19 protein-coding genes are annotated in these 23,695 nt (G+C 68.6%); 10 read left to right on the top strand and 9 right to left on the bottom strand.

Annotated elements, in window-relative coordinates; genetic code table 11:
- Nucleotides 1-77: 77 nt before the first annotated feature.
- Both ACUDCK_RS25105 and ACUDCK_RS25100 read right to left on the bottom strand, forming a co-directional pair.
- A complete protein-coding gene (locus tag ACUDCK_RS25105; RefSeq protein WP_445659265.1) occupies nucleotides 78-1,025 on the bottom strand; it encodes a FecR family protein in 948 nt (315 codons plus the stop codon).
- Nucleotides 1,022-1,534, bottom strand: coding sequence for a sigma-70 family RNA polymerase sigma factor (locus ACUDCK_RS25100; protein WP_054500629.1), 513 nt, complete (start codon nucleotides 1,532-1,534; stop codon nucleotides 1,022-1,024). Before ACUDCK_RS25100 ends, ACUDCK_RS25105 begins: the two co-directional genes overlap by 4 nt.
- A gap of 140 nt (nucleotides 1,535-1,674) precedes the next feature.
- Here ACUDCK_RS25100 and ACUDCK_RS25095 point away from each other — a divergent pair, with 140 nt between their 5' ends.
- A complete protein-coding gene (locus ACUDCK_RS25095; RefSeq protein WP_309600102.1) occupies nucleotides 1,675-3,258 on the top strand; it encodes an EAL domain-containing protein in 1,584 nt (527 codons plus the stop codon).
- Between the two features lie 63 nt (nucleotides 3,259-3,321).
- Here ACUDCK_RS25095 and kch read toward each other — a convergent pair whose 3' ends face one another.
- A complete protein-coding gene (gene kch / locus ACUDCK_RS25090; RefSeq protein WP_372416693.1) occupies nucleotides 3,322-4,521 on the bottom strand; it encodes a voltage-gated potassium channel protein in 1,200 nt (399 codons plus the stop codon).
- Nucleotides 4,522-4,962: 441 nt separating this feature from the next.
- Nucleotides 4,963-5,778, bottom strand: coding sequence for a response regulator transcription factor (locus ACUDCK_RS25085; RefSeq protein ID WP_054500631.1), 816 nt, complete (start codon nucleotides 5,776-5,778; stop codon nucleotides 4,963-4,965).
- Between the two features lie 732 nt (nucleotides 5,779-6,510).
- Between ACUDCK_RS25085 and ACUDCK_RS25080 the strand changes: the two genes are divergently transcribed.
- Complete coding sequence (locus ACUDCK_RS25080) at nucleotides 6,511-6,852, top strand: helix-turn-helix domain-containing protein (protein WP_054500632.1); 342 nt, start codon at nucleotides 6,511-6,513, stop codon at nucleotides 6,850-6,852.
- On the opposite strand, the gene ACUDCK_RS25075 is transcribed toward ACUDCK_RS25080, so the two are convergent.
- Nucleotides 6,833-7,996: an acyltransferase family protein gene (locus ACUDCK_RS25075; protein WP_338077841.1), complete on the bottom strand. Its 1,164-nt coding sequence runs from the start codon at nucleotides 7,994-7,996 to the stop codon at nucleotides 6,833-6,835. The genes ACUDCK_RS25080 and ACUDCK_RS25075 overlap by 20 nt on opposite strands.
- 253 nt (nucleotides 7,997-8,249) lie before the next feature.
- Between ACUDCK_RS25075 and ACUDCK_RS25070 the strand changes: the two genes are divergently transcribed.
- From ACUDCK_RS25070 to ACUDCK_RS25060, 3 genes are all read left to right on the top strand, one after another.
- A complete protein-coding gene (locus ACUDCK_RS25070) occupies nucleotides 8,250-8,780 on the top strand; it encodes an META domain-containing protein (RefSeq protein WP_054500634.1) in 531 nt (176 codons plus the stop codon).
- 219 nt (nucleotides 8,781-8,999) lie between these two features.
- Nucleotides 9,000-9,794, top strand: coding sequence for an META and DUF4377 domain-containing protein (locus ACUDCK_RS25065; protein ID WP_175167052.1), 795 nt, complete (start codon nucleotides 9,000-9,002; stop codon nucleotides 9,792-9,794).
- Between the two features lie 97 nt (nucleotides 9,795-9,891).
- Nucleotides 9,892-10,629 carry a sulfurtransferase gene (locus ACUDCK_RS25060; RefSeq protein WP_175167053.1) on the top strand — a complete coding sequence of 246 codons (738 nt, stop codon included), beginning with the start codon at nucleotides 9,892-9,894 and terminating at the stop codon, nucleotides 10,627-10,629.
- An 87-nt stretch (nucleotides 10,630-10,716) separates the two neighbouring features.
- Here ACUDCK_RS25060 and metG read toward each other — a convergent pair whose 3' ends face one another.
- The gene (gene metG / locus ACUDCK_RS25055) at nucleotides 10,717-12,783 is read right to left on the bottom strand and encodes a methionine--tRNA ligase (protein ID WP_054500637.1); all 2,067 of its coding nucleotides are present in this window, start codon (nucleotides 12,781-12,783) and stop codon (nucleotides 10,717-10,719) included.
- A 221-nt stretch (nucleotides 12,784-13,004) separates the two neighbouring features.
- On the bottom strand, nucleotides 13,005-13,280 hold the full coding sequence (locus ACUDCK_RS25050) for a hypothetical protein (protein ID WP_006226181.1): 276 nt from the start codon (nucleotides 13,278-13,280) through the stop codon (nucleotides 13,005-13,007).
- 101 nt (nucleotides 13,281-13,381) lie between these two features.
- Here ACUDCK_RS25050 and apbC point away from each other — a divergent pair, with 101 nt between their 5' ends.
- The 4 genes from apbC (at nucleotide 13,382) to dcd (ending at nucleotide 20,849) form a co-directional block, all read left to right on the top strand.
- Complete coding sequence (gene apbC / locus ACUDCK_RS25045; RefSeq protein ID WP_054500638.1) at nucleotides 13,382-14,470, top strand: iron-sulfur cluster carrier protein ApbC; 1,089 nt, start codon at nucleotides 13,382-13,384, stop codon at nucleotides 14,468-14,470.
- 3 nt (nucleotides 14,471-14,473) lie between these two features.
- On the top strand, nucleotides 14,474-16,366 hold the full coding sequence (locus ACUDCK_RS25040) for an autotransporter assembly complex protein TamA (RefSeq protein WP_144655559.1): 1,893 nt from the start codon (nucleotides 14,474-14,476) through the stop codon (nucleotides 16,364-16,366).
- Nucleotides 16,363-20,193, top strand: coding sequence for a translocation/assembly module TamB domain-containing protein (locus ACUDCK_RS25035; protein ID WP_064528609.1), 3,831 nt, complete (start codon nucleotides 16,363-16,365; stop codon nucleotides 20,191-20,193). The genes ACUDCK_RS25040 and ACUDCK_RS25035 overlap by 4 nt, the downstream gene beginning before the upstream one ends.
- Nucleotides 20,194-20,285: 92 nt before the next feature.
- Nucleotides 20,286-20,849 carry a dCTP deaminase gene (gene dcd / locus ACUDCK_RS25030; RefSeq protein WP_006385856.1) on the top strand — a complete coding sequence of 188 codons (564 nt, stop codon included), beginning with the start codon at nucleotides 20,286-20,288 and terminating at the stop codon, nucleotides 20,847-20,849.
- Nucleotides 20,850-20,903: 54 nt separating this feature from the next.
- Here dcd and ACUDCK_RS25025 read toward each other — a convergent pair whose 3' ends face one another.
- Nucleotides 20,904-21,752, bottom strand: coding sequence for a VOC family protein (locus tag ACUDCK_RS25025; protein WP_064528607.1), 849 nt, complete (start codon nucleotides 21,750-21,752; stop codon nucleotides 20,904-20,906).
- 170 nt (nucleotides 21,753-21,922) lie between these two features.
- Between ACUDCK_RS25025 and ACUDCK_RS25020 the strand changes: the two genes are divergently transcribed.
- Nucleotides 21,923-23,161, top strand: coding sequence for a GGDEF domain-containing protein (locus ACUDCK_RS25020; protein ID WP_175167055.1), 1,239 nt, complete (start codon nucleotides 21,923-21,925; stop codon nucleotides 23,159-23,161).
- Here the strand turns inward: ACUDCK_RS25020 and ACUDCK_RS25015 are convergent.
- The gene (locus tag ACUDCK_RS25015) at nucleotides 23,158-23,685 is read right to left on the bottom strand and encodes a GNAT family N-acetyltransferase (RefSeq protein ID WP_277355988.1); all 528 of its coding nucleotides are present in this window, start codon (nucleotides 23,683-23,685) and stop codon (nucleotides 23,158-23,160) included. The genes ACUDCK_RS25020 and ACUDCK_RS25015 overlap by 4 nt on opposite strands.
- Nucleotides 23,686-23,695 lie beyond the last annotated feature (10 nt).

The following is a 23,695-nucleotide window of genomic DNA, read 5'->3' as shown; positions in this document are numbered from 1 at the left end:
ACCCGGAGGTGTATCGGCGGCGAAAAACCGGACACGCAATTTGTAATTAGTTGTTTTCAACACGGCGGGGAACCGCGTCATGCCTGATCGACCCACGTCAGCCAGCCGCCATAGCGGGTGATCTTGAGTCGCAGGGTCGCGGCCAGCGCCGCCCAGGCCTGTTCCGGACGATCGAGCGAAAAAACGCCTTGCACCCGCAGGACGGCGGCGCGTTCGGAAAGGTGCAGCGCGCCGGGCATGTAGGGCCGCAGTGCATCGGCTACCGCGGCCAGCGGCGCGTCCAGGACCTCGAGCCGTCCCTCACGCCATGCCGCCAGGGAGGCAGCGCGCTCCGCCGCCAGCGGGCGGATGCCGCTGGCGTCATAGCGGGCCACCTGGCCTTGGGCCAGGTCGAGTTGGTGGCCGGCGCGGGTGGTGATGCGGATCTCGTGCGCCAGCACGGCCGCGACACTGTGGTCGGCTTCCTTGCGTACCATGTACTCGGTTCCGCGGGCCCAGGCGTTGCCATCGTCGGTGGTGACGCAGAACGGACGGTGGGCATCAGGAGCGATGGCAGCGACCACCGCGCCCCGCAGCAAGCGCACACGCCGTATCTGGGGGCTGAATTCGAGCCGGATCTTGCTGCGGGCATCGAGCTCCAGCCGGCTGCCGTCGTCCAGCGAGATCGACAGACGCTGTGCAGTGTCGGTGTGCCAGTCGCCGCGATCCCGCCAGAGGCGGGCACCGAGCCACGCGCCACCGACGCCCACCCCGGCTAGCGCCAGTGTCTTGCCCAGAAACTGGCGGCGGGACGGGCCGCGCGCCAGCAAGTCGCGCACGGCCGAGCCCGGCGTGGCCGACAGGCCGGCCGCGCGTAGCGCCTGCAGCGGCTGGCCGACGCCGGCCTGCAGCGCCTGCCATGCGTCCGCATGCGCGGGCGCCGCCTCACGCCACTGCCGAAAGCGGCTGTGGTCGGCGGCGCTGGCGGTGCCGGAACTGAGCAGCACCATCCATTGCACTGCCTGGCGATCGGCTTCGCGGGTCATGCGCGTTCCTCGCGTTGCACCCGCAGGCAGCGTTCCAGCGCCTGCGCGAAGTGGCGCTGCACTGTGCGTACCGACAGGCCCATGCGCAGGCCGATCTCGGCGTAGGTCAAGCCGTCCAACTGGCTGTACAGAAACACCGCGCGCACGGCGGGCGGCAGGCCGGCCAGCATGGTGTCGACGCGCAGCAGCGTTTCCACCGCCAGGGCCTGGGACTCGGGCGAGGGGGCGCTGTCGGCTGCGTGCAGCGTCAGCCATTGCAGATAGGCTTGCTCCAGTTCGCGGCGCCGCCAGAAGTGGAACAGGAGACGTCGCGCGATGGTGGACAGGTAGGCCTTGGGCTCGGCGATCGGAACCGGTTCTCGGACCGAGGCGACCTGCAGGAAGGTTTCCGAGGCGAGGTCTTCGGCGTCGGCATGATTGCGCAGGCGAAAGCGCAGCCGATCCACCAGCCACGGGCGATAGTCCACATACAGGGAAGCGAGGGCGGAGAAGGCGGACGGCTTTCCCATGGGACATACCAAATGATAATAATAAGTATCATTCAGTATATGGGAAAAACATCCATTCGAGCTATTGCGGCGCACTCGCGCGCCGGGCCGCGCCTGCCTGTATCCTTGCGTCTCCCCATGACTGACGTTGCGAGGACGATGTGCCCACTTCAGGAATGACGGTCCGCGTGCCGTCCTGGCGCTATTTCCCGGTGGCGCTGGCCCTGGTGCTGCCCGTGCTCGGCTGCATCGGCTGGACCTGGCTGCACGCGTTGAGCACCGAACGCGCCGAGGCCGCCACGGCGGGGCGGATCGTGCGCGTGCAGACCGAGCAGATCCTGGCCCGCGCCCTCGATATCCTGCCGCGCGTCACGGCCCTGTCGGCGCAGCCCTGCCAGACCGCGCGCGCCGACCTGTACCGCTGGGGCACGCTCAATCCGTATTTCCGCTCGCTGTTGCTGGTCAAGCAAGAACACATCTATTGCTCGTCGGCCCTGGGCGAGGTGGACTATGAGACCGGCGCGTTCCACCGCTGGCCTGTCGGTACGCCGCCGACGCAATGGTTCGTCAGCGTGGCCGGCACACCGCTGGCGCCCGACCGTTCGGCCCTGCTGCTGGGCATGGCCGGCGAGGACGGCCGGGGCGGCGTGGTGGTGGTCGACGGGCGCTACGTGCAAGACCTGCTCAACGCGGTGTCGTCGCTGGGGGCTTACCAGATGGAGGTCACGTTGGGCGGCGGCGCGCCCATCCGCAACGACGCATGGGGCGGGGCCGCCGTCGAGCGCTTGTTCGAGTCGGCCGAGCCGGTCGCCGGTCGCGGCGACCTGGTCGTCAGGGTGATGGCGCCGGCCGAAACCGTGGTGGAGGCCTGGCAGCAGTTGCTGGTGGGTTATCTGCCGGTGGCCCTGCTGTGCGGCGCGTTGCTGGCGTTCGGCGCCTATCGCCTGCAGGTGAGCCGGCAATCATTCAAGGAGCAACTGCGCCGCGCGATGGCGGCCGACGAATTCCATGTCGAATACCAGCCGGTGTACGGTAACCGCAGCGGCCGTTGCGAGGGCGTCGAGGCGTTGATGCGCTGGACCCGCCCGGGCGTCGGTCCGGTGCGGCCCGACATCTTCATCGCGGCGGCCGAGGCCGACGACATGATCGTGCCGCTGACGCAGCATCTGCTCAGGCTGATCCAGCGCGACATGCAGGGCTGGACCACGCCGCCGGATTTTCACGTCGCCGTGAACGTGGCGCCGGAGCATCTCTCCAGCCCGTCGCTGGTGGCGGATGTGCAGGCTTTCCGCGGCGCCATCCGGCCTTCGCTGATCGTGCTGGAGATCACCGAACGCAGCCTGATCTCGGACGGCGGGCAGGCCCGAAGGAATATCGACACGTTGCGCGAGCGGGGCGTTTTCGTGGCCATCGACGATTTCGGCACGGGGCATTGTTCACTGTCGTACCTGCAGAAGTTCCCGGTCGATTACCTCAAGATCGACAAAGGATTCGTGCACGCGATTGAACCCGGCGGCGAGGAAACGCCCGTGCTCGACGTGATCATCACGCTGTCGCACCGGCTGGGCCTGGCGGTGGTGGCCGAAGGCGTCGAGATGCCGGAGCAGTTCACCTACCTGACGGCGCGCGGTGTGGCATACATCCAGGGCTACCTGTTTGCGCGGCCGATGCGCTCGGCCGACTTCGTCCGTTGGTATGCCGAGAACGCGGCGCGCCCGCCCGTCACGTTATCGGGCAACGTCTAACGTTGCGGCTAGCGCGCAAGGGGCGGCGGGCCTGTAGCCGCGCCCTCGCCGCAAGGGGCGGCCTCAGCCGGCCTTGGCCTGCGGCGCGGCTTTGGCGAAGAACAGTTCGGTGATCGACTGGCTGTCCAGCGGCTCGCCATTGATGGCGCGAGTGAGCAGCTCGGCGCCGAGCAATTGCACCGAGAACACCAGGTCCGGCTGCACCCGGCGGATTTTCTCCAGGTGTTTGCTGGTGTTGACCAGGGCCACGGTCTTGGCGCCCTGGTCACCGGTGGCTTCCTTGGCGGCCAGCACGATGAAGGCATTCTCGGCGTCGTCCTCGCGCAACGCCAGCACGTAGCGCGCGCGGGCCACGCCCGCGCTGCGCAGCACCTCGACGCTGGACGGGTCGCCTTCGATCAGGTCGGTGGCGGGCGGGTATTCCTGCGGCGTACCGGATGGAACGATGACCGTGACCTCATCGCCTCGGCGGCGCAGGCCGTCGTAGACGCTCATGGCCAGGGGAGTGGCGCCGGCGATGATGATGTGGTTTTTTCTCATGGCGTTCGAAAACCGGCCCTTGACCAGCCGTTTCAGGTTGCCGCCGATCACCGGGCCGGCGATCGCGCTGATGGAGGTGGCGAAGACGGTGATGCCAAGGATGATAATCGACGCGGTGAACAGCCGCGCCGCGTTGCTGTGCGGCGTGATGTCGCCATAGCCCACCGTCGACATCGAGACGATCGAGAAGTACAGGGCGGTGGCCGCGTCCCTGATCGGCGGATTGAATTCCTCGCCCATGTAGAGCGTGCCGAAGACCGCGTAGATCAGCAGCGACACCATGCTGACCAGCGCGAACAGCGAGCCCGCGGTGACGCTGGCGCGGTCGAAGCGGCGCCAGTACGCGATCAGCGCGACCACCAGCACCAGCGTATAGATGCCCAGCCCGGCTCGGCCGTCGTGGCCCAGGATGGCGAAGGTGCCGATGCCGATCAGCAGCACCAGCGAGAACGCCCAGGCGATGCGCGCCTTCAGGATCAGTCCGAGCGCGATGATCTGCAGGCCCACGCCCAGCACCAGCCGGGGGATCTCCAGCAGGCCGACTACCCGCATGACGTCATGCCAGTTGTCGAGCGCGAGCCAGAAGGAATACTCGCGGGCGCGCACTTCGCGCAGCACCGGATGCATGAAGGCATATCCATCCAGCGCCACCAGGATGGCGAGGCACCAGTTGGGCGGAACGAGGGCGATGGTGCGGCGCAATCTGCGCGTGGCGCGGGTCAGCAGAGGGGGCATGGCGGGGGCGTCCTTTGACGGCATTCTATCGGCCCGGGCGCGGGGCTCGCTATATCCAATATGTATAGAAGGCTATCAACAAAGAATTACTTGAATTGCGGCCGACGTCCTAAACTTCGTTCATCACGCGGCTATCCGAAAGGAACGCCGCTGATACGGGCGACTAGCCCGCCAGCTGCTAGGGCGGACGAAATCCCCGGGCGTTAATCACGCTGCAGCTTGGGCGGGGACTAGAGACCCCAACCGGGCTCACGGCTAGCCCGTGCGTGAGTTGTACGAGGCACGAATGTTGGAATCGCGTGATCTAGGTAGAAGGCATCAGTGCCGGCTGATGACTCCAGGCTCACGTGTTGTTTTAGCGCGGCGTCTTACCTTCGGGGCAGCGCCGCGTTTTTTTCGCCTGGCGCCAGCCGCCTGGCCCGTAGCGTATCAGTAAGAGGGCGCGTTCGCATCCAGCGTGTAGCGGCGCCAGTCTCCCTGTCCTTCCGGACGACCTTCCTCTCCCCCCTCCCGCGGTTCCAGTTCCAGCGTGATGTCCGCCGCGAACATATAGCCCCAGCCATGCACGGCGCGGATCGGCAGCGTCATGTGATTGGCGGCCGCCTTGCGCCGCAGCCGGCTGATCATGACGTCGACGAAGCGGCGCCGCGTGATGGCGCCGTCGGCGTCCTCGGCGCCGTCCGGATAGAACGCATCGCGGCTGACTTTGCGGTCTGGCGCATTCACCAGTCGGGTCAGAAAATCGCGTTCTCCCGTGGTCAGCCCGAGGCTGTAGCCTCTCGGGCTGATCAGCGTCCAGCCCTTGTTGACCAGCCGCCAGGCTTCCTGCTGCGGCTCGTCGGCGGCGCTGTCGGCGATATGGTCGGACATGTCCAAACCCACCGCGCGCCGCACCAGCGCCTGCAGCACGGCCGCCAGTTCCAGGCCGGTGACATCGGGCGGCAGGCAGGCATCGGCGCCACAGAGCAGGGTGCGGATGCGGCTTTCTTCGCTGCCGAAGGGCGCAATCGCAACGATCCCCAGGCCGCGGTCGATGGCGCGCAGCCGCACGGCGGCATTGTGGATGTCGGGCAGCGGCGCTTCCAGGATGATCAGCGGGCTCGGGCGCCGGGAATAGCGGTCGTAGACGTCGGCCAGGTCATGGCAGCGGCGCACGCTGAATCCAAGGTGCGACAGGGCTTCGACCAGCCGGGCATGCCTGGCGTCTTCCAGGCCGAGAAAGATGACGTCCAGCGTATTGTTCATGGATGCCCGCCTGCGCCTGCGTTGCGTGTCATGCCCCTCTCCCTCTGCTGCGCCATGATGTGGCGGCATCTGGCGATGTTGTCTGATGGCGGGCGAAGGTCTGAACTGTTGATCCGTGCCGGGGCCACGGCCCGCTGAGGCTACGGTCGGGGTCTGAGACGGCGCCTGGCTTGAGCGCGCTGCGCGCAGGCCGCCGATGATCCGATTCCGCATGGAAGTCACGCCCGTGTTTCATTTAAACACGGGCGTGTTTTTTTGTGAAGATACGTTTCTGTAGTTTCTGCTGGTAACAGTGGTCTCGCCGCATAACCCCGCGAAGCCCTTGAAACACTGTTTTTTTATGCAGTTGCGACAATAAAATATTAAGTATTACCGATACATTATTTTCTATTTTTAATCGGTGAATACCCATAAACTCGGGCCGGCTTTTAATCCCCGGCCTGGCGGTTGCGGACCTTGGAGGAGGCGGGCGGGAGCGGGGGCGACGCCAGCGCGCAAACCGATGATAGCAAGGGGTTTTTTTGATCCGTTGTAGGTCCTGGCGCTGGCCGCGGGTGGCGCGCCGCAACGGGCGGCGGAGCGCGCAGCGATTTACGGATTAGCCCCGGAATTGGGGTGTAATCCCTTTCTTTGGCGGCAGTATTGAGATGTTTTAATCAAATAAATAAATTCATATTAATGTCTCAGGTTGATCGATTGGACACGTTTAGCCATCGTCTGCGCACTGCAAGAATGCTTCAGGGATGGACACAGAAAGACTTGGCGGTCGCGAGCAACCTGTCGCAAAGCGCTATCGGCAACTATGAGAGCGGCCAACGCCAGCAGCCCTCCAGCGACGCGCTCATCAAGCTGACGCGAGCGCTGCGGGTCAATCCCATGTGGCTCAGCACCGGCGAAGGGCCGATGCTCAACCCCGGTTATGCCGAGCCCGCCATGAATGCGAGCAATCATCCCGAGCAGCCGCCCTGGCCGTTCGAGACGGTGTCGTACGCGACCTATGCGCGCCTGAGCCAACAGGAAAAGCGCCAGATCGAACAGGTGCTGGCGGCTTACATCAAGGCGCGCGGCGAATAGTCCCCACGGCGGTGGCGGCGGCGCGCCGTCGCGGCGTTTTCCTGCGCGCCGCTTCGGGCGCGTTGCCCGCGTCCGGCGCCGCTGGCGGCTGCGTCGTGCGCAGGCGCCGGCGCAGGCGTTCCACCGGATCGGCGATCAGGCTGTTGAGCAACGCGGCAAAGCCGATACAGCCGGTCACCACCAGGGCCGTGAACATGGCGGGCTGGCGCAGTTGCGCGCCGTCGAGCAGCCAGCCGAAAAAAAGAATGACCAGCGCGTGGCCAATGTAGATCGGGTAGCTGAGTTCGCCGATGGCCTTGTCCAGCCGATGGCGCGCCTGGAACAGGAAGGCCAGCGGCAGCAGCGCCGCGAACAGCAGCACCGCGAGGCCGTCGCGCAGCGTATGCGGCATGCCGATCGAAAAATGCACCAGCACGTACAGCGTCAGCAGGCCGGTGCCCAGCTCGGGCAGCCAGGCGACGCGGCGGCTCCAGGCCTGCCAGCGCGGCAGCAGCATCTGGTGCGACAGCGATCCAGCCAGGAACAGCGCCAGTTCCGTGGGGAAAAAGCGGTAGGTCCACGGGTCGCTCAGGCCGATGCCGCTGGCGATCAGCGCCACGCGCAGCGCCAGGGACGCCGCCAGCAGGACCAGCAGGCGCCGGGGCGAATGCAGCACGAAGGGGGCGATCAGGTAGAAGCTCATCTCGACGCCCAGCGTCCAGGCCTGCGGCACCAGCAGGCCCTGGTACAGCGGCACGTCGCTGCGGGCGAAGCTGCCGGTGAAGGCCAGCGCGCCGTGGTCGATACCGAAGAACATCAGCCAGTCCTGGCCCAGGATCAACAGATTCGACAGCGCCAGGAACAGCGTGGCGGCCAGCGGCAGGCCGTCGTAAACGCGCCAGAACCCCTCGCCGCCGACGGCATAGGCCAGCAGCGTCAATACGGCCACGGCCAGGTAGATCGGGTACAGGCGCAGCGCGCGGTTGGCGTAGAACCGGCCGGGCGCGTCGCGGTAGTGGTCAGTGGCGGTCAGCACATAGGAGATCAGAAAGCCCGATATCACGTAGAAAAGCTGCACCGCGAGGCGCCCGCCCACCAGCCAGTCGGTCGCGCCGCCGCCCAGGTGATCCAGGACGACGGACAGCGCCAGCAAAGTTCTCAGCATGCCCATCGCCGTGTCTCCGGAAATTGTCTTGGTCGTCAGCCGGGCCGTTGCCGGCCGGGCGCGAGGCGTCAGCCGATTCTGCGCGCCACGGCGGCCCGCCGCCATGCGGCATACGATGCACCCCTTCCAGCGCGCGGCGTAACGCGCCTCGCCCCGCGTGCAGCTTTGGGATTCGGCTGTCGGGAGGAGGGCACGGGACGTGCTGGGCCCATGCGGTTACAGTCGAGGCTGTGTCTTTTCAGGAGTGCTGTCCATGTTTACCTTCCTGTCTACGCCTTGCCGCCTGGTCGGCGCCGGAATGCTGGCCATGGCGCTGGCCGGCTGCGCCGGATCGACCGGAGGCGCGCGCGCCGAGGGCGCCGCCGCCGCCAACGCGGCCAGCAGCGCGGATTCACTGGCCCAGACCAGTTGGGAGCTGGTGCGCTGGACGCAGTCCGGCGGCGCCCTGCGCGAGATTCCGCATGGCGACAACGGCGAGCCGATCCGCCTGACCTTCCTGGCGCAGGGCAAGCAATACCGGGTCGAAGGCTTTTCGGGCTGCAATCGCTACATGGGCAGCTACAAGCTGCAAAGCGGCAAGCTGGCGATCGACGCGCCCGCCGCCACGCGCATGGCGTGCGTGCCGGCGGCCCGCGCCGCGCTCGAAAGCGACTACCTGCGCGGGCTGGGCGCGATCGACACGTTCACGCTGGACAGCGGCGGCGCGCCGCGCCACCTGACCTTCAACCTGCGTGGTGGCGACGTGCTGGAATTCGAGCGGCGCCAGGACCCGCCGACGCCCTGACGCCGGATCCCGTGCGTGGCGCCCGTCCAGGACGTGGATGGCGCCCCGGAGCGGACCGAGGCAACCGCGCCCTTCCCGTGACCTCCAGGGAATGTGCAGGTGTTTCAGTATGTTTTCCGGCGCCGGGCGGGCGGCCGTGCCGCGCCTACAATTGGCGCTGCCGGCTGCCCGGCGGGCGCGCCGCGGCGCGCATCCTGGTTTCTTGCGGGAGAGATTTGCATGTTCTTGTCCACTTCCTGGCGCTGGATCGCGCCTTGCGCGCTCGGCCTGACGCTGGCGGCCTGCGCGGCGCCGCCACGCACCGCCGACGGACGCGACCCGCGCTTCCAGCCGGCCGCCGCCTCCGACGTGCTGGCGCAGACCAACTGGGACCTGGCGCGCTGGACCCGCCCCGGCGGCGCGCTGCGCGAGATCCCGCATCCGTCCTCCAATTCGGTGCCGCTGACCATCGGCTTCATCCATGACCAGGGCGCCACGCGGGCCACCGGTTTCGCCGGCTGCAATACCTACAGCGCGCCCTACACCGTCGCCAACGGCCAGTTGATCATCCCGTCCAACCCCGTGGCGACGATGAAGGCCTGCGCGCCGGTCAACATGAAGCTCGAACAGGAGTTCCTGGCCGGCCTGACGCGCATCACCGCCACCTCGTTCGACAACACCAGCAATCCGCAGCGCATGACCTGGGCCTTGAGCAACGGCGACACGCTGGATTTTGGCCGCCGTCTCGATCCGGTCGCCGGCGGCCAGGTGGGCGCGACCAAGCTGGTCTACGTCAACGCCGAACGCGTGCCGTGCAACGCCGGCGCCGGCCGCGCCATGTGCTACCAGGTGCGCGACACGCCGACGCAGCCGTGGCAGCTCTGGTACGGCGACATCACCGGCTTCAATTTCCAGCCCGGCATCCGCTATCGCCTGCGCGTGGTCGAGGTCCGGGACCCGAATCCGCCGGCCGACGCCTCGGGCCTGCGCTGGGTGCTGGATACGGTGGTGGAACAGGAAATCGTGCGGCGCTGAGCCGGGAGGGCGGGGCCCGCGCTTGACCCGCGACAAGCGGGCCGCGCGGGGCAGCGATTACTATTACGGCCTTCGCCGTTTTTTGCCCCGCTTTGCCATGTCTTCCGTCGTCAATATCGCCGCCTACAAATTCGTCTCGCTGGACGCGCTGCCCGAGCTGCGCGCCCGGCTATTGGCCGAGGCCGGGGCGGCGGGCCTGAAGGGAACCATCCTGCTGGCGGAGGAAGGCATCAACCTGTTCCTGGCGGGCGCCGCCGATGGCATCGAGACCTTCCTGCGCGGCTTGCGCGGCGACGCCCGCTTCGCCGACCTGGAAGTGAAGTTCAGCCACAGTGCGCAAGTGCCGTTCCGCAAGCTGCTGGTGAAGATCAAGCGCGAAATCATCCGCATGAACCACCCGGCGATCCGGCCCGAGGCCGGCCGCGCGCCGGGTGTGGATGCGAAGACGCTGGCGCGCTGGCTGGAGCAGGGGACCGACGACAGCGGCCGTCCGGTGGTCATGCTGGATACGCGCAATGCCTTTGAAGTCGACGAGGGCACCTTTCGCGACGCCATCGACTGGCGCATCGACCGCTTCACGCAGTTCCCGGCGGCGGTGCAGGCGCATCGCGCCGAGCTGGAAGGCAAGACCGTGGTCAGCTTCTGCACAGGCGGCATCCGCTGCGAGAAGGCCGCCATCTACATGAACGAAGCCGGCATCGACAACGTCTACCAGCTCGACGGCGGCATCCTCAAGTACTTCGAGGAAACCGGCGGCCCGGGGTTCGACGGCAAGTGCTTCGTGTTCGACGAACGTATTTCGCTCGACCCGGCGCTGGCGCCGAGCAAGGATTGATTCCGTCCCGCGAGGACCGGCGCGCCGCCGCCGCATGAAAAAAAGCCCGCAGATTGCGGGCTTTTTCGCATGGCTCGGGTGTGCGGATCAGCGCACGCGCATGCCGGGCTTGGCGCCGGGGAACGGCTCCAGCACGTAGATGCCGGCGTCCACCGCCTCGTCGGCATGGCTGGCGGCCAGCACCATGCCTTCCGAGACGCCGAACTTCATCTTGCGCGGCGCCAGGTTGGCGACCATGACGGTCAGCTTGCCGATCAGGTCTTCGGGCTGGTAGGCCGACTTGATGCCGGAGAAGACGTTGCGGTGGCGGCCTTCGCCCACGTCCAGCGTCAGGCGCAGCAGCTTGGTCGAGCCTTCGACGTGCTCGCAGTTGACGATCTGCGCGATGCGCAGGTCGACGCGGGCGAAGTCGTCGATCGAGATGGTCTCGGCCAGCGGCTCGCCGCCGGGGATCACGGCGGGGGCGGCGGGCGGCTCGAACAGGTCTTCCAGCATCTGCGGCTCGACGCGCTGCATCAGGTGCTTGAACGGCGCCACGCGCTGCGGCAGCACGGCGGCGTCGGCCCAGGTGAAGTCGGCCTCGGCGGCGAACAGTTCGCGCGCGACGCGCTCGGCCAGGGCCGGCAGCACCGGCGCCAGCATCACCGACAGGGCCTTGAAGCCGGCCAGCGAACGCGAGCAGATGTCCTGCAGCGCGGCCTTCTGCGCCTCGTCGGCGGTGGCGATGCCCTTGGCCAACACCCACGGCTGGGCCGTGTCGAACGCCTGGTTGATGCGGTCGGCGTAGGCCATGATCTCGCGGATGGCGCGGTTGTACTCGCGCGCCTCGAAGGCGGCGCGGATCGACTCGGCCTGCGCGGCGTATTCGGCCGACAGCGCGGCGGTGTCGCCCGCATAGGCCAGCTTGCCGTCGAAGTGCTTGGTGATGAAGCTGGCGGCGCGGCTGGCGATGTTGACGTACTTGCCGACCAGGTCGCTGTTGACGCGGGCGATGAAGTCCTCGGGGTTGAAGTCCATGTCCTCGACCCGGGCGTTCAGCTTGGCGGCGATGTAATAGCGCATCCACTCGGCGTTCATGCCGAGTTCCAGGTAGCGCAGCGGCGAGATGCCGGTGCCGCGGCTCTTGGACATCTTTTCGCCGCTGACGGTGATGAAGCCGTGCACATTGACCGCGTCCGGCGTCTTGCGGCCGGCGAACTTCAGCATCGCGGGCCAGAACAGCGCGTGGAAATAGACGATGTCCTTGCCGATGAAGTGGACCTGCTCGGTGCTGCCGGCCGGGTCGAGCAGGGCGTCGAAGTCCAGCCCTTTGACCGCGCAGTACGACTTCAGCGAGGCCAGGTAGCCCACCGGCGCGTCCAGCCAGACGTAGAAGTACTTGCCCGGCGCGTCCGGGATCTCGATGCCGAAATAGGGCGCGTCGCGCGAGATGTCCCAGTCGCCCAGCTTGGCCTCGCCGTCCTCGGCGCCCAGCCATTCGCGGGTCTTGGCCAGCATTTCGGGCTGCAGGTGCTTGCCGCCGTGGGCGTTGCTGCCGGTGGTCCATTGCTGCAGGAATTCGACGCAGCGTGGATCCGACAGCTTGAAGAAGAAGTGATCCGACGACTTCAGCACCGGCGTGGCGCCGGTCAGGGCCGAGTACGGATTGATCAGGTCGGTGGGCGCGTAGACGGCGCCGCAGACCTCGCACGAATCGCCGTACTGGTCCTTGGCGTGGCACTTGGGGCATTCGCCCTTGATGTAGCGGTCGGCCAGGAACATGCCCTTGACCGGGTCGTAGAACTGCTCGATGGAGCGGGTCTCGATCAGGTCTTGCGCCTTGAGCGCGCGGTAGATGTCCTGCGACAGCGCGACGTTCTCGGGCGAATCGGTGGTGTGCCAGTGGTCGAAGCGGATGTGGAAGCCGTTCAGGTACTGCGGGCGCTCGGCGGCGTAGCGCGCCACCAGGGCCTGCGGCGTGATGCCTTCTTTCTCGGCCTTCAGCATGATCGGCGCGCCGTGCGCGTCGTCGGCGCCCACGAAGTGCACCGTGTGGCCCGCCATTCGCATCGAACGAACCCAGATGTCGGCCTGGATGTACTCCATGATGTGGCCGATGTGGAAGGATCCGTTGGCGTAGGGCAGCGCAGTGGTGACAAAGAGGGTGCGAGACATGGTTGTCGGTCGAGGTTGAGGGGAAAAATGGGTTGGCCGGCCATTTTAGGGCAATGGCGGCGATGCGCCCGCAGGGCGGGGGACGGGCCCCTTGAAACGACACAACCCGCCGGTCGCGCACGCGGGCGCCAGGCGGGTTGGGGAACAGCGAGCCGGTCGTTCGGCCACGAGTGCGCGGCGCGGGCCGCCGCGGGAGGCGGCGGGCGCCGGCGATGCCGCGCTCAGCGGATCTCGCGGGCCTCGACGTCGATCACGTCGCCGCGCGGCTGCGTGGCGAACGGGGCGGTGGCGGACTGGAACGGGCCCGGACGGGCACCCTGGCGCTGGCTCCAGTAGGCGCGCACGCCGAAAGGCTTGCCGCGCACCTTGGCGACCACGTACAGGATCGCCACGGCGATCGCCGTGGACAGCATGAAGACCAGCGCCATTGCCATGCCGATCAGGGCCAGGGCGGCGAATAAGACGGCTCGGAAGAAGCGGATAAGAGTATTGGTCATGAAGGTCGGATGCAAAACGCAGCGAAAGGTTCCCGTGTATCCGCTATCCTTTAGGGGATGGCGGCCCGCAGACGCCGCGCTGCCTACGGAACCATAGTGACATGAGTATAACGATAGAACACCTGCGCGCCGCCCTGCGCGCCGCGCACGACCCCAATACCGGCCTGGACCTGGGTGTATCTGTAAGAGATCGTGACATCCAGATCGATGGCGGCCGCGTCGCCGTGGCGCTGGAACTGGGCTATCCGGCCGACGCCGTCCGCGACCAGGTGCGCGAGATCGCCGTGGCGGCGCTGGCCGCCGCCGGCGCGCCCGGCGCCCAGGTGAGCGTGTCCTGGAAGGTGGCCGCGCATGCCGTGCAGAAGGGGCTCAAGCCGCTGCCCAATGTGCGCAACATTATTGCGGTCGCCTCCGGCAAGGGCGGCGTGGGCAAGAGCACCACGGCCGTGAACCTCGCGCTGGCCCTGGCCGCCGAGGGCGCCAAGGTCGGCCTGCTGGACGCCGACATCTACGGCCCCAGCGTGCCGACCATGCTGGGCGTCTCGGGCCGTCCCGAGAGCCTGGACAACAAAAGCATGGAGCCCCTGACCGGCCATGGCCTGCAGGCCAACTCCATCGGTTTCCTGATCGATGCCGACTCGCCCGCCATCTGGCGCGGCCCGATGGTGACCCAGGCGCTCGAACAATTGCTGCGCCAGACCAACTGGCGCGACCTGGACTACCTGATCGTCGACATGCCGCCGGGCACCGGCGACGTGGCGCTGACGCTGGCGCAGAAGGTGCCGGTGGTGGGCGCGGTCATCGTCACCACGCCGCAGGATGTCGCGCTGCTGGACGCGCGCAAGGGCCTGCGCATGTTCCAGAAGGTCGAGGTGCCGATCCTGGGCGTGGTCGAGAACATGGCCATTCACATCTGCTCGCAATGCGGCCATGCCGAGCACATCTTCGGCGAAGGCGGCGGCCAGCGCATGGCCGAGCAGTACGGCACGCCCTGGCTGGGCAGCCTGCCGTTGACGCTGGCGATCCGCGAGCAGACCGACGCCGGCACCCCCACCGTGGTGGCCGATCCTGGCAGCGAAGCGGCGGGCCTGTACCGCGCCATCGCCCGTAAACTCGCGGCCGGCGTTGCGGCGCTGCCCCGTGACATGGCCGGGAAATTCCCGTCCATCGTCGTGCAGCAGCCGTCGTAACGCATGCGGTGGGCGGCCCGGGCCTTCTTGGCTGGACTTTGCGTAGTGGCGGGCGAGGCGGTGGCCAAGCGCCCGGAAATCATCGTGGACCCCGGCGGCGTGCCGCCGGCGGCGCTGCAGGCGATCACCGAGGCGGTGGGCGCCATCGCGCGCCTGGCTGAAGACCAGGACGGCGGCGAAATCAACCGCCTGCGCCGCCGCGCCCGCGACGCCACGCTGGCCGCGCTGGCCACCCAGGGCTACTTCTCGCCCACCGTCACGCTCGAGGCAGGGACCGACATCGGCGGCGAAACCTGGGATATCGGCATCGTGCCGGGCAAGCGCACCACGGTGTCGTCGGTCGACCTGACCTTCACCGGCCGCATCACGCGGCCGGAATACGCGCAGCGCGTGCAGAAGCTGCGCGACGACTGGCTGCTCAAGCCGGGCCAGCCGTTCATCAACGCCGACTGGAACAAGGCCAAGTCCACCCTGCTGGACGAGACCTCGGTGCGCGACTTCATGCTGGCCCGCATGACGGCCTCCGAGGCCGACGTGCAGGCCGACACGGCCTCGGCCGCCCTGCGCGTCACCATCGACAGCGGGCCGCAGGTGCGCATGGGCGAACTGAGCACCGAGGGCCTGGAGCGGGTGCCGCCCAAGCTCATCACCCGCTACGTGCGCTATTCGCCGGGTTCGCCCTATGACCAGAACCGCCTGGACGAATGGCAGCAGGACCTGCAGTCCACGGCCTTTTTTCGCGGCGCCTTCGTGGCGTTGCGGCAGCCGGGCAGCGACGCGCAGACGACGGAGCCATTGTCCGACCGGGCCCGCGCGCCGGGCGCGGCCAACGCCGCCGAGGCCGCGCCTGCGGGCGATCCGGTGGTGTCCGGCGCCATGCCGCCGGCGCCGCCCGCCTACGATTCCGACGGCGAGGTGACGCTGCCGGTGCAGGTGCGCGTGGTCGAGGCGCCGCCCAAGCGTTTTTCGGCCTCGATCGGCGTCGACGACGAAGCCGGCGTGCGGCTGGAATCGCTCTACCGCCAGAACGTGGTGTTCGGCCAGCCTGTGACAATGGAGTCGGGGTTCAGCGTGGACCGGCTGCAGCAGCGCGTCTACACCGACATCCTGCTGCCCCCGACCGAGCGCGGCTACAAGGATTCCGTCGGGGTGCTGGCGCAGCATTCCGACATCCAGGGCCTGGCGGTGACCCGCTATGCCCTGGGCGCCACCCGCAGCCAGGAGCGCCAGGGCGCCGGCGACAGCCGGGTCACCTACGAAACCCGCTGGGGCCTGCTGCTGGCGCACGATGACGTCAAGATCGACGGCGGCGACGAATATTCGCTGCCCACGCTGACCGCCACCGGCGAGTGGCTGCGGCGCGACGTGGACAACAAGTACGATCCGCGCGAGGGCAACCTGATCGCGCTGGGCGGCGGCGTGGGCGTGACGCTGGATACCGGCGAGCCCTACACCCGAGCGCGTTTCCGTGCCCAGAAGTGGTGGCCGATCGGCAAGCTGGACGTGCTGACCGTGCGCGGCGAGGTCGGCCGCGTCTGGGCCAACGGCAATGTCCAGGTGCCGGACGACTTCGGCTTCCGCACCGGCGGCGCGCGTTCGATACGCGGCTACAAGTACCAGAGCATCGGCCTCAAGCGCGACAAGGCCATCGTGGGGGCGCCCACGCTGGTGGTCGGCAGCATCGAGTACGACCATTACTTCAACGAACGCTGGGGCATGGGCGTGTTCGTCGATGCGGGCGACGCGGCGCAGTCGTTCGGCGACATGTCGCTGGCGGTCGGCTACGGCGTGGGCGCGCGGGTGCGCACGCCGGCCGGCCCGCTGTTCCTGGACGTGGCCTACGGCCAGCGCGAGCGCGACCTGCGCCTGCACTTCTCGCTGGGGATCGCGTTTTGACGGGGCTGCGCCGGTTCCTGCGCCATGTGCTGGTCTGGTGGTTGCCCGGGCTGGCGATGCTGGCCGTGCTGGCCTGCAGCTTCGTGTTCTGGCTGCTGGCCTCGCAGACCGGATCGCGCCTGCTGCTGACCACCGCCGCCCAGCAACTGGACGGCCAGGCGCTGGACGTGCGCGGCTCGGTCTTGCGCGGGCTGGACGTCGGGCGGCTCGACTTGAACATCAGTGGCACGCGTATCGGCATCAGCGACCTGCGCCTGAGCGTGCATTGGCGCGCGCTGGGCAACCGGCTGCTGCATGTGCGCGAACTCTCGGCCACGAATGTCGAGATCGGCCTGACCGCCAGCGAGGACGCGCCGGCCGATGACAAGCCCGAAGAACCCTTCAGCCTGCCGGCGCTGCCGGTGGACATTGCGGTGGACCGGTTGGCGCTGGGTGAATTCCATCTGCTGCAGGACGGCCAACCGCTGCCGGTCGAACTGGGCGACCTGAGCGCCACGTTCGCGGCCGGCAAACAGGGCGCGCAGCTACGCATCGCCAATCTGCGCGTGGGCCATGAGATCGGCCAGGCGCAGTTGAGCGGGCAAGCCGAACTGCAGGGCCTGGCCGACCCCTGGCCGTTCGCCGCGCGGCTGGACGTGATGGCGCGCGGATCGGGGCCGGCGTCGCCGCTGTGCCAGGCCGACCAGTTGAGCGGCAAGTTCGCGCCACCCGCGAAACCGCAAGAGGAGCGGCCCAAGGCGTCCGAGGCGGCCAAGCCCCGGGCCGGCAAGGCCAAGGGGGAAACCGCCAAGGCCGCCGCCGCAGGCGCCAAGCCGTCCTCCGCCACGCCGCCTGAGGGCGCCCCGGCCAAGACCACGGATGCGTTCGTCGGCCCGCCGGCGCCGGCCTGCCAGGTGATGTTGCAGGCCGATGCGGCGGGCTCGCTGGACGGCATCCAGGCCAAGCTGGATGGCACCGGCGCCGGCCTGGCGTTGGAGGTGATGGCCGATCTGGCGCCGCGCACGCCGCTGGTGCTGCGCAGCGCGCGGGCCGAGGCGCGGCTGCCGGACCAGTCGACGCTGTCGGCGCGCCTGGACCTGCGGGCGGTGGACGGCCAGCCGGGCCGCGACCGCATCGTCGGCACCGTGGGGGCCCGGCGCCTGGACCTGTCGCCCTGGCTGGGTGACGCGATTCCGCCGGCGATCGTCAGCGCCAGCGCGCAGTTGAGCGCCGAGTTCGAGAACCTCAGCCAGTTGCGCCAGGCCGCGATCGACCTGCGCTTCGAAGACGGCGCGCGCTGGAACAAGCAGGCGCTGGCGGGCGCGGTCAAGGCCCAGGTGGATATCGCCGCGCCCGCCACCGGCCCGCAGGCCAGCGCCAGCGCCGTGGCGTCGGGCCCAGATGCCGCGCCGGGAGCCCCCGAGGCCGCGGTCAGGCCCGCCGCCGATGCGCCCGATGCCGCCGTCAAGCCCGACGCCGCTACACCCGCCGCGGATCTGCTGGCCGGACTGCGCATCCACGGTCTGGACGTCGATCTCAAGCTGGGTTCCAACCGGATCCGGGCGCAGGGCGAGATCGGCGGGGCCGACGGCGCGCTGACGCTGGACGCGCAGGCGCCGCAATTGGATGCATTCTGGCCCGGCATTCCGGGCGGCGCCGACCTCAAGGGCAAGCTCGGCGGCACCATCGCCGCCCATAAGGCCGAGATCACCGCCGGCTACAACCCGCCCAAGCCGCGCCCCGGTGTGTTGGGCGAATCGCGGGCCCAGGCCACGCTCGCCTTCGCTGGCGGTTGGGGCAAAGGCGCGGCGGGGGCGGCCGACGCCGCCCTGACCGGTTGGCGCGGCACGGTTTCGCGCCTGACGGCCGACAGCGCCGGCTTCACCGTTTCGGTCGACCGGCCCGTGACGCTGTCTTACCTGCCGGCGGCGGTGGCGCCGCAATGGCAGTGGCAGGTGGGGCAGACCGTGCTGGGGGTGGCCCTGCCGGGTAAGGAAAAACTGGCGATCGCGCACAAGGGCTCGCGCGGCGACGCCAAGCGCTGGGAAACCGCCGGCCAGGCCGACAACCTGGTCATCACCGCCGCGATGGCGCGGCAGGTGATCGCCGCCGTCGACCCGGAGGCCGCGGCCAAGATGAACAAAGGACCGAAGCGCGTCAATGCTACGGTGGCGGAAAGCCAGCGCCGCATCGCGCTGGACGCGTCCTGGGACCTGAAATTCGACGGCCGCCTGGCCGGCCGCGCCCGCATCGCGCGGCGCGATGGCGATCTGCTGATTCCGGGCGATCCGCCGGTGCCGCTGGGGGTGAAGGCGCTGGTGCTGGACCTGACCGCCACGCCGACCTCGGCCAACGCCAGCCGGCTGGACGCCAAGCTGGACCTGGCCACCGACAAGATGGGCAAGATCGCCGGCAATGGCACGGCGGTGCTGGCGGTGGACGCCAAGGGCGGCATGGCGCTCGATCCGCGCCAGCCGATCCGCGCCAGGCTGGATGCGGATATCACCGATCTGGCCTGGGTCGGCCTGTTCGTCGGCGACTCCATGGAGGTCGGCGGCCAGGTCAAGGCCAACCTGGAAGCCCAGGGCACGCTCAGCGGCAAGTGGAGCGCCAGCGGCGCGATCCGCGGCGACAAGCTGCGCGTGGTGCGCATCGACGACGGCGTGCGCCTGATCGACGGCACGCTGGCTGCGCGGCTGGACGGCGACAAGCTGGTGCTCGACAGCCTGCGTTTCCCGGCCTCGCTGCGCGTGATGCCGGCCGAATGGCGCACCAAGGAATGGATCACCACCAACCCCGAGGCCAAGGGCGGCTATGCCGAGGCCAAGGGGCAATGGAACCTGATCGACGGCGGCGGCAACGTGCGCCTGACGCTGTACCGCTTTCCGGCGCTGCAGCGCTCCGACCGCTATGCCATGGTCTCCGGCACCGTCGACCTGAACGCCGCGATGCCGCGCATCGACATCGTCGGCGACCTGAAGGCGGACGCCGGCTGGTTCAGCCTGGAGATCCTGCAGGGCGTGCCGTCGCTGGACGACGACGTCAAGGTGCGCCGCGCGGGCGACGACCCCGGCACCGTGTCGACGCCGCTGCAGACCAGCATGAACCTGAAGTTCGACATGGGGCCGCGCTTCTACATCACCGGCATGGGGCTGGACGCCGGCCTGCTGGGGTCGATCCAGATCCTGCTGAACGACGGCCGCCTGACCGGCGTGGGCGCGCTGCGCACCCGAGGCGGCGGCATCGAGGCCTATGGCCAGAAGCTGCGGCTGCGGCGCGGCACGCTGACCTTCCAGGGCCGCCTGGACAACCCGTTGCTGGATATCGAGGCGCTGCGCACCGGCGAGCAGGTCGAAGCGGGCGTAAAAGTGGTGGGCACTGCCCAGCGTCCGCGTATCGACCTGGTGTCGTACCCTGACGTCAGCGACGTCGAGAAGCTGTCGTGGCTGCTGCTGGGCCGGGGCCCGGACGAAAGCGGCAGCGACGCCGCGCTGTTGCTGTCGGTGGGCACGGCGCTGCTGGGCGGCGGCCAGCCCTTCTACAAGCAGTTCGGGCTGGACGACGTCAGCGTGCGCACCGGCAACCTGGGCAGCTCGGGCAGCATCCTGCCCGACCGCACCGTGGCCGGCGACGTCAACCGCGACAGCGACAGCCAGTTGGCGACGCAATTCCTGGTGGCCAGCAAGTCGTTCGCCAACGGCATCACGCTGAGCGTCGAGCAGGCGCTGGCGGGCAGTGACACGGTCGGCCGCGCCAGCTACCGGCTGGCGCGCGGCCTGTCGCTGGACCTGAAGGGCGGCTCGGTCAACGGCATCGCGCTCGTGTACCGCACCTTCTTCGGCGATTGACGCCCGTGGCCGTTCCGTTCCCGTTCGGGGACGGGGCGGCGCGCTCGGGATAAAATGACGCCCATTCCATTTCCCCAAGCACTCTCGCCACCATGAGCATCAAAAGCGACCGCTGGATCCGCCGCCAGGCCGAAGCCGGCATGATCGAACCCTTCGAAGCGGGTCAGGTCCGCACGGCCAATGGCGGGCGCATCGTCAGCTACGGCACCAGCAGCTACGGCTACGACGTGCGTTGCGCCGACGAATTCAAGATCTTCACGAACATCAATTCCACCATCGTCGATCCCAAGAACTTCGACGAAGGCTCGTTCGTGGACTTCAAGGGCGATGTCTGCATCATCCCGCCCAACTCGTTCGCGCTGGCCCGCACGGTCGAATACTTCCGCATCCCGCGCAGCGTGCTGACGATCTGCCTGGGCAAAAGCACCTATGCCCGCTGCGGCATCATTGTCAACGTGACGCCGCTGGAACCCGAATGGGAGGGCCACGTCACGCTGGAATTCTCGAACACCACGCCGCTGCCCGCCAAGATCTACGCCGGCGAAGGCTGCGCGCAGATGCTGTTCCTGGAAAGCGACGAGATCTGCGAGACCTCGTACGCCGACCGTGGCGGCAAGTACCAGGGCCAGCGCGGCGTGACGTTGCCGCGCACCTGATCGTCAGCCGCGGGGGGGCGCCGCCCGGCGCGCCCCGCCATGCCTGAACGCCCGTCAGGAGCGCCCTGGCGCCGGGCGCAGGTATTCGATGTCCCATTCGCTTTCCGACACCTGCGCGAAGCCGTGGCGGCGATAGAAGCGGTTCGAGTCGCTGCCGCGCAGCGCGCCCACGCTGACCGGCAGGCCGCGCCGGTCGGCATCCTGCAGCAAGCGGCCCAGCACCTGGCCGCCCACCCCCAGCCCCTGCGCCGCGGGCACCACATACAGATGATCCAGCCGCAGGCCGTCGCCGTCCGGACGCAGCGCGTAGAAGCCGACACGCGCGCCGTCGCGCTCGATGATCCAGGTGTGATCCGGCCGGAAGGTATCGCGCAGGCGCGCGCGGGCCCGCTCGGGGTCGAACCGGCCCAGGCGTTCCAGGCTCTCGCGCATGGCCTCGATGCGGATGGCCAGCAGGGCTTCGAAATCCGCGGGAGTGACCGGCACGTCGCGTAGCGCGCCCGCCGCCAGCGCGTCGTAGCCCTGGCCCAGGAACCGCAGCAGGCAGATGCCATGACCGAACGGATCGCTCAGGTGGGCGATGCGTCCCCAGTCGTGCGATACCGGGGCATCCTCCAGCGTGGCGCCCGCCGCCACTGCCCGTTCGACAGCGCTGTCGACGTCGTCGACCACCACATCCAGATGCACCGGCGTCCAGTGGCGGGCGTAGTCGCGCGCTTGCCGCGCGGCGCTCGCGGCGGGCGTGCCGGCGGCCTTTTCCAGCAGGTAGATCGGCGCCGACGCGCCCAGCATTTCGGCGGCCCCGGGACCGAGGCGGCGATGCAGCGCCAGGCCGAAGGCGCGGCGGTAGAAGTCGATGGCCGCCTCGAGATCGGGCACGTCGATGTTGACCAGGATGCGCATGAGGTTTTCCGCAAGAAGGGATCGCAAAACATAGCATGGCGCGCACGCCGCGTTGCAATCGCGCCGGCGGCCTGCGCGGCGCTAAAGAACCCGGGGGGGCGACCGTAAAATGACATATGTGTTTGCCGATTTGGCGACGTCATCTCAGCAAGCGTGAGCAAGGCCTATCCGTGCGTTACCCCCATATCCCCTGGCTGCCCCTGTTGTTCTATCCTGCGCTGCCGGTGATTGCGGCGGTGGGGCTGTTGTTGTGGCGCCAGTGGCCGCCGGCGCTGACGCTGATCGTGCCGTTCGTGCCGTGGGTCATGGCGCTGGTCGGCGCGGCGATCTGCCTGATGTACCAGCGTTCGCAGACGCTCGCGCTGATGCTCGGCGTGCTGATGGCCGTGGCCATCTGGCCGACGCTGGCCAGCGAGGCGCCGTGGGCGCTGGGGCCCGCGCTGGTGTGGTGGTCGCTGGCCTACACCATCAACGCGCTCTGGCCGGAACGCGCCGGCATGCTGTGGGACCTGGCCGCGCGCATCGCTCTGATGGCGGTGGGCGCCGCGGCCATCGCGCTGGCCGGCAAGGACGGCGCCGGGCAGTGGTTCGGCACGCTCGCCGTGCAGGGCATGCTGGCGCGGCTCGGCATCCCGGCCGAAGCGCTGGCGGCGCTGCTGGTCACCGGCCTGACCCTGACCCTGCTGCTGTTGCGCTATGGCCGTCCGCAGCAGGCTGGCCAATGGCTGGGTTTCGTCTGCATGGCCTGGGCGCTGCCGCGCGGCGGCGCCCATCCCATCGAGCTGGCCGTGATGGCTGCCGCCGCGCTGACATCGCTGTCTATTTCGCTGGCGCACGAGGGTTATCACATGGCCTTCCGCGACGAACTGACCGGGCTGCCGGGCCGCCGCGCGCTCAATGAGCGCCTGCAACGCATGGGCCGCGTCTATACGTTGGCGATGGCCGACGTCGATCACTTCAAGGCGTTCAACGACACCCACGGCCACGACGTCGGCGACCAGGTGCTGCGCATGGTGGCGGCGCAACTGCGCCGGGTGCCGGGCGGCGGCTATGCCTACCGCTACGGCGGCGAGGAATTCACGCTGGTGTTTCCGGGCAAGACCGCCGTCGAGGCCATGCCGCACCTGGAAACGGTGCGGCGCGCGATCGAGGCCTACCAGATGCGCCTGCGCGACAAGCCGGCGCGGCCCAAGGCGGACCAGGTCGGCCTGCGCCGGCGCGGCGGCCGCGGACGCAATGTGCGGCCGTTGCGGGTCACGGTCAGCATCGGGGTGGCCGAGCGCGGCGAGACGTTGCGCGCGCCGGACGCCGTCATCAAGGCGGCCGACCAGGCGCTTTACAAGGCCAAGGACGGCGGCCGCAACCAGGTCTGGGCCTACGGTTCCCGACGCCGCGCCGGCGCCGCCTAGCGGCCGGACAGGGCCAGCGCCATCAGTACCTCGTCGTAGAGCTGGCCATTGACGCACAGCGCCTCGCGCTCGAGGCCGTATTCCTCGAAGCCGAGGCTGGCGTACAGCCGGCGCGCCGCCGCGTTGTTGGCGGTGACGCTCAACTGCACCGTGCGCACGCCGCGCATGGCGCCGGCGTGATCGATGGCGGCGCGCATGAGCAGGCGCGCCAGGCCCCGGCCGCGCCACTCGGGCGCTACGTAGACGCTCCAGATAAGTGCCTTGTGGCGCATCTTCAGCTTGCGCTGGCGGGTGACGCCGGCGATGCCCGCCAGCGCCGTTTCCGAGAACACGCCGAACATCGCGCTGTCGTCCGCCGGCGCGATCCAGCCGCGGATGTCTTCCAGTGTCAGCGTATGTTCCTCTTCGTAACTCGATCCGAACGCTTCCGGAGTCTCGCGCAGGGCGTCCAGGCGCAATTGGCGCAGCGCCTGGGCATCCAGGGGGATCAGACGTCTGACGAGGAGGCCGGATGCGGAGGTCACGGGACGCGGA

The sequence above is a fragment of the Achromobacter sp. CF-sbj1-Ac2-l genome (assembly GCF_052698165.1).
This window is presented reverse-complemented; position numbering and strand designations above follow the sequence as displayed.

What these genes read in the sequence shown, in the direction of transcription:
- ACUDCK_RS25105 (WP_445659265.1), bottom strand. Translation starts at nt 1,025, where the DNA reads ATGACCCGCGAAGCCGATCGCCAGGCAGTGCAATGGATGGTGCTGCTC.
- ACUDCK_RS25100 (WP_054500629.1), bottom strand. Translation starts at nt 1,534, where the DNA reads ATGGGAAAGCCGTCCGCCTTCTCCGCCCTCGCTTCCCTGTATGTGGAC.
- ACUDCK_RS25085 (WP_054500631.1), bottom strand. Translation starts at nt 5,778, where the DNA reads ATGAACAATACGCTGGACGTCATCTTTCTCGGCCTGGAAGACGCCAGG.
- ACUDCK_RS25080 (WP_054500632.1), top strand. Translation starts at nt 6,511, where the DNA reads ATGCTTCAGGGATGGACACAGAAAGACTTGGCGGTCGCGAGCAACCTG.
- ACUDCK_RS25075 (WP_338077841.1), bottom strand. Translation starts at nt 7,996, where the DNA reads ATGCTGAGAACTTTGCTGGCGCTGTCCGTCGTCCTGGATCACCTGGGC.
- ACUDCK_RS25070 (WP_054500634.1), top strand. Translation starts at nt 8,250, where the DNA reads ATGTTTACCTTCCTGTCTACGCCTTGCCGCCTGGTCGGCGCCGGAATG.
- ACUDCK_RS25065 (WP_175167052.1), top strand. Translation starts at nt 9,000, where the DNA reads ATGTTCTTGTCCACTTCCTGGCGCTGGATCGCGCCTTGCGCGCTCGGC.
- ACUDCK_RS25060 (WP_175167053.1), top strand. Translation starts at nt 9,892, where the DNA reads ATGTCTTCCGTCGTCAATATCGCCGCCTACAAATTCGTCTCGCTGGAC.
- metG (WP_054500637.1), bottom strand. Translation starts at nt 12,783, where the DNA reads ATGTCTCGCACCCTCTTTGTCACCACTGCGCTGCCCTACGCCAACGGA.
- ACUDCK_RS25050 (WP_006226181.1), bottom strand. Translation starts at nt 13,280, where the DNA reads ATGACCAATACTCTTATCCGCTTCTTCCGAGCCGTCTTATTCGCCGCC.
- apbC (WP_054500638.1), top strand. Translation starts at nt 13,382, where the DNA reads ATGAGTATAACGATAGAACACCTGCGCGCCGCCCTGCGCGCCGCGCAC.
- ACUDCK_RS25040 (WP_144655559.1), top strand. Translation starts at nt 14,474, where the DNA reads ATGCGGTGGGCGGCCCGGGCCTTCTTGGCTGGACTTTGCGTAGTGGCG.
- dcd (WP_006385856.1), top strand. Translation starts at nt 20,286, where the DNA reads ATGAGCATCAAAAGCGACCGCTGGATCCGCCGCCAGGCCGAAGCCGGC.
- ACUDCK_RS25025 (WP_064528607.1), bottom strand. Translation starts at nt 21,752, where the DNA reads ATGCGCATCCTGGTCAACATCGACGTGCCCGATCTCGAGGCGGCCATC.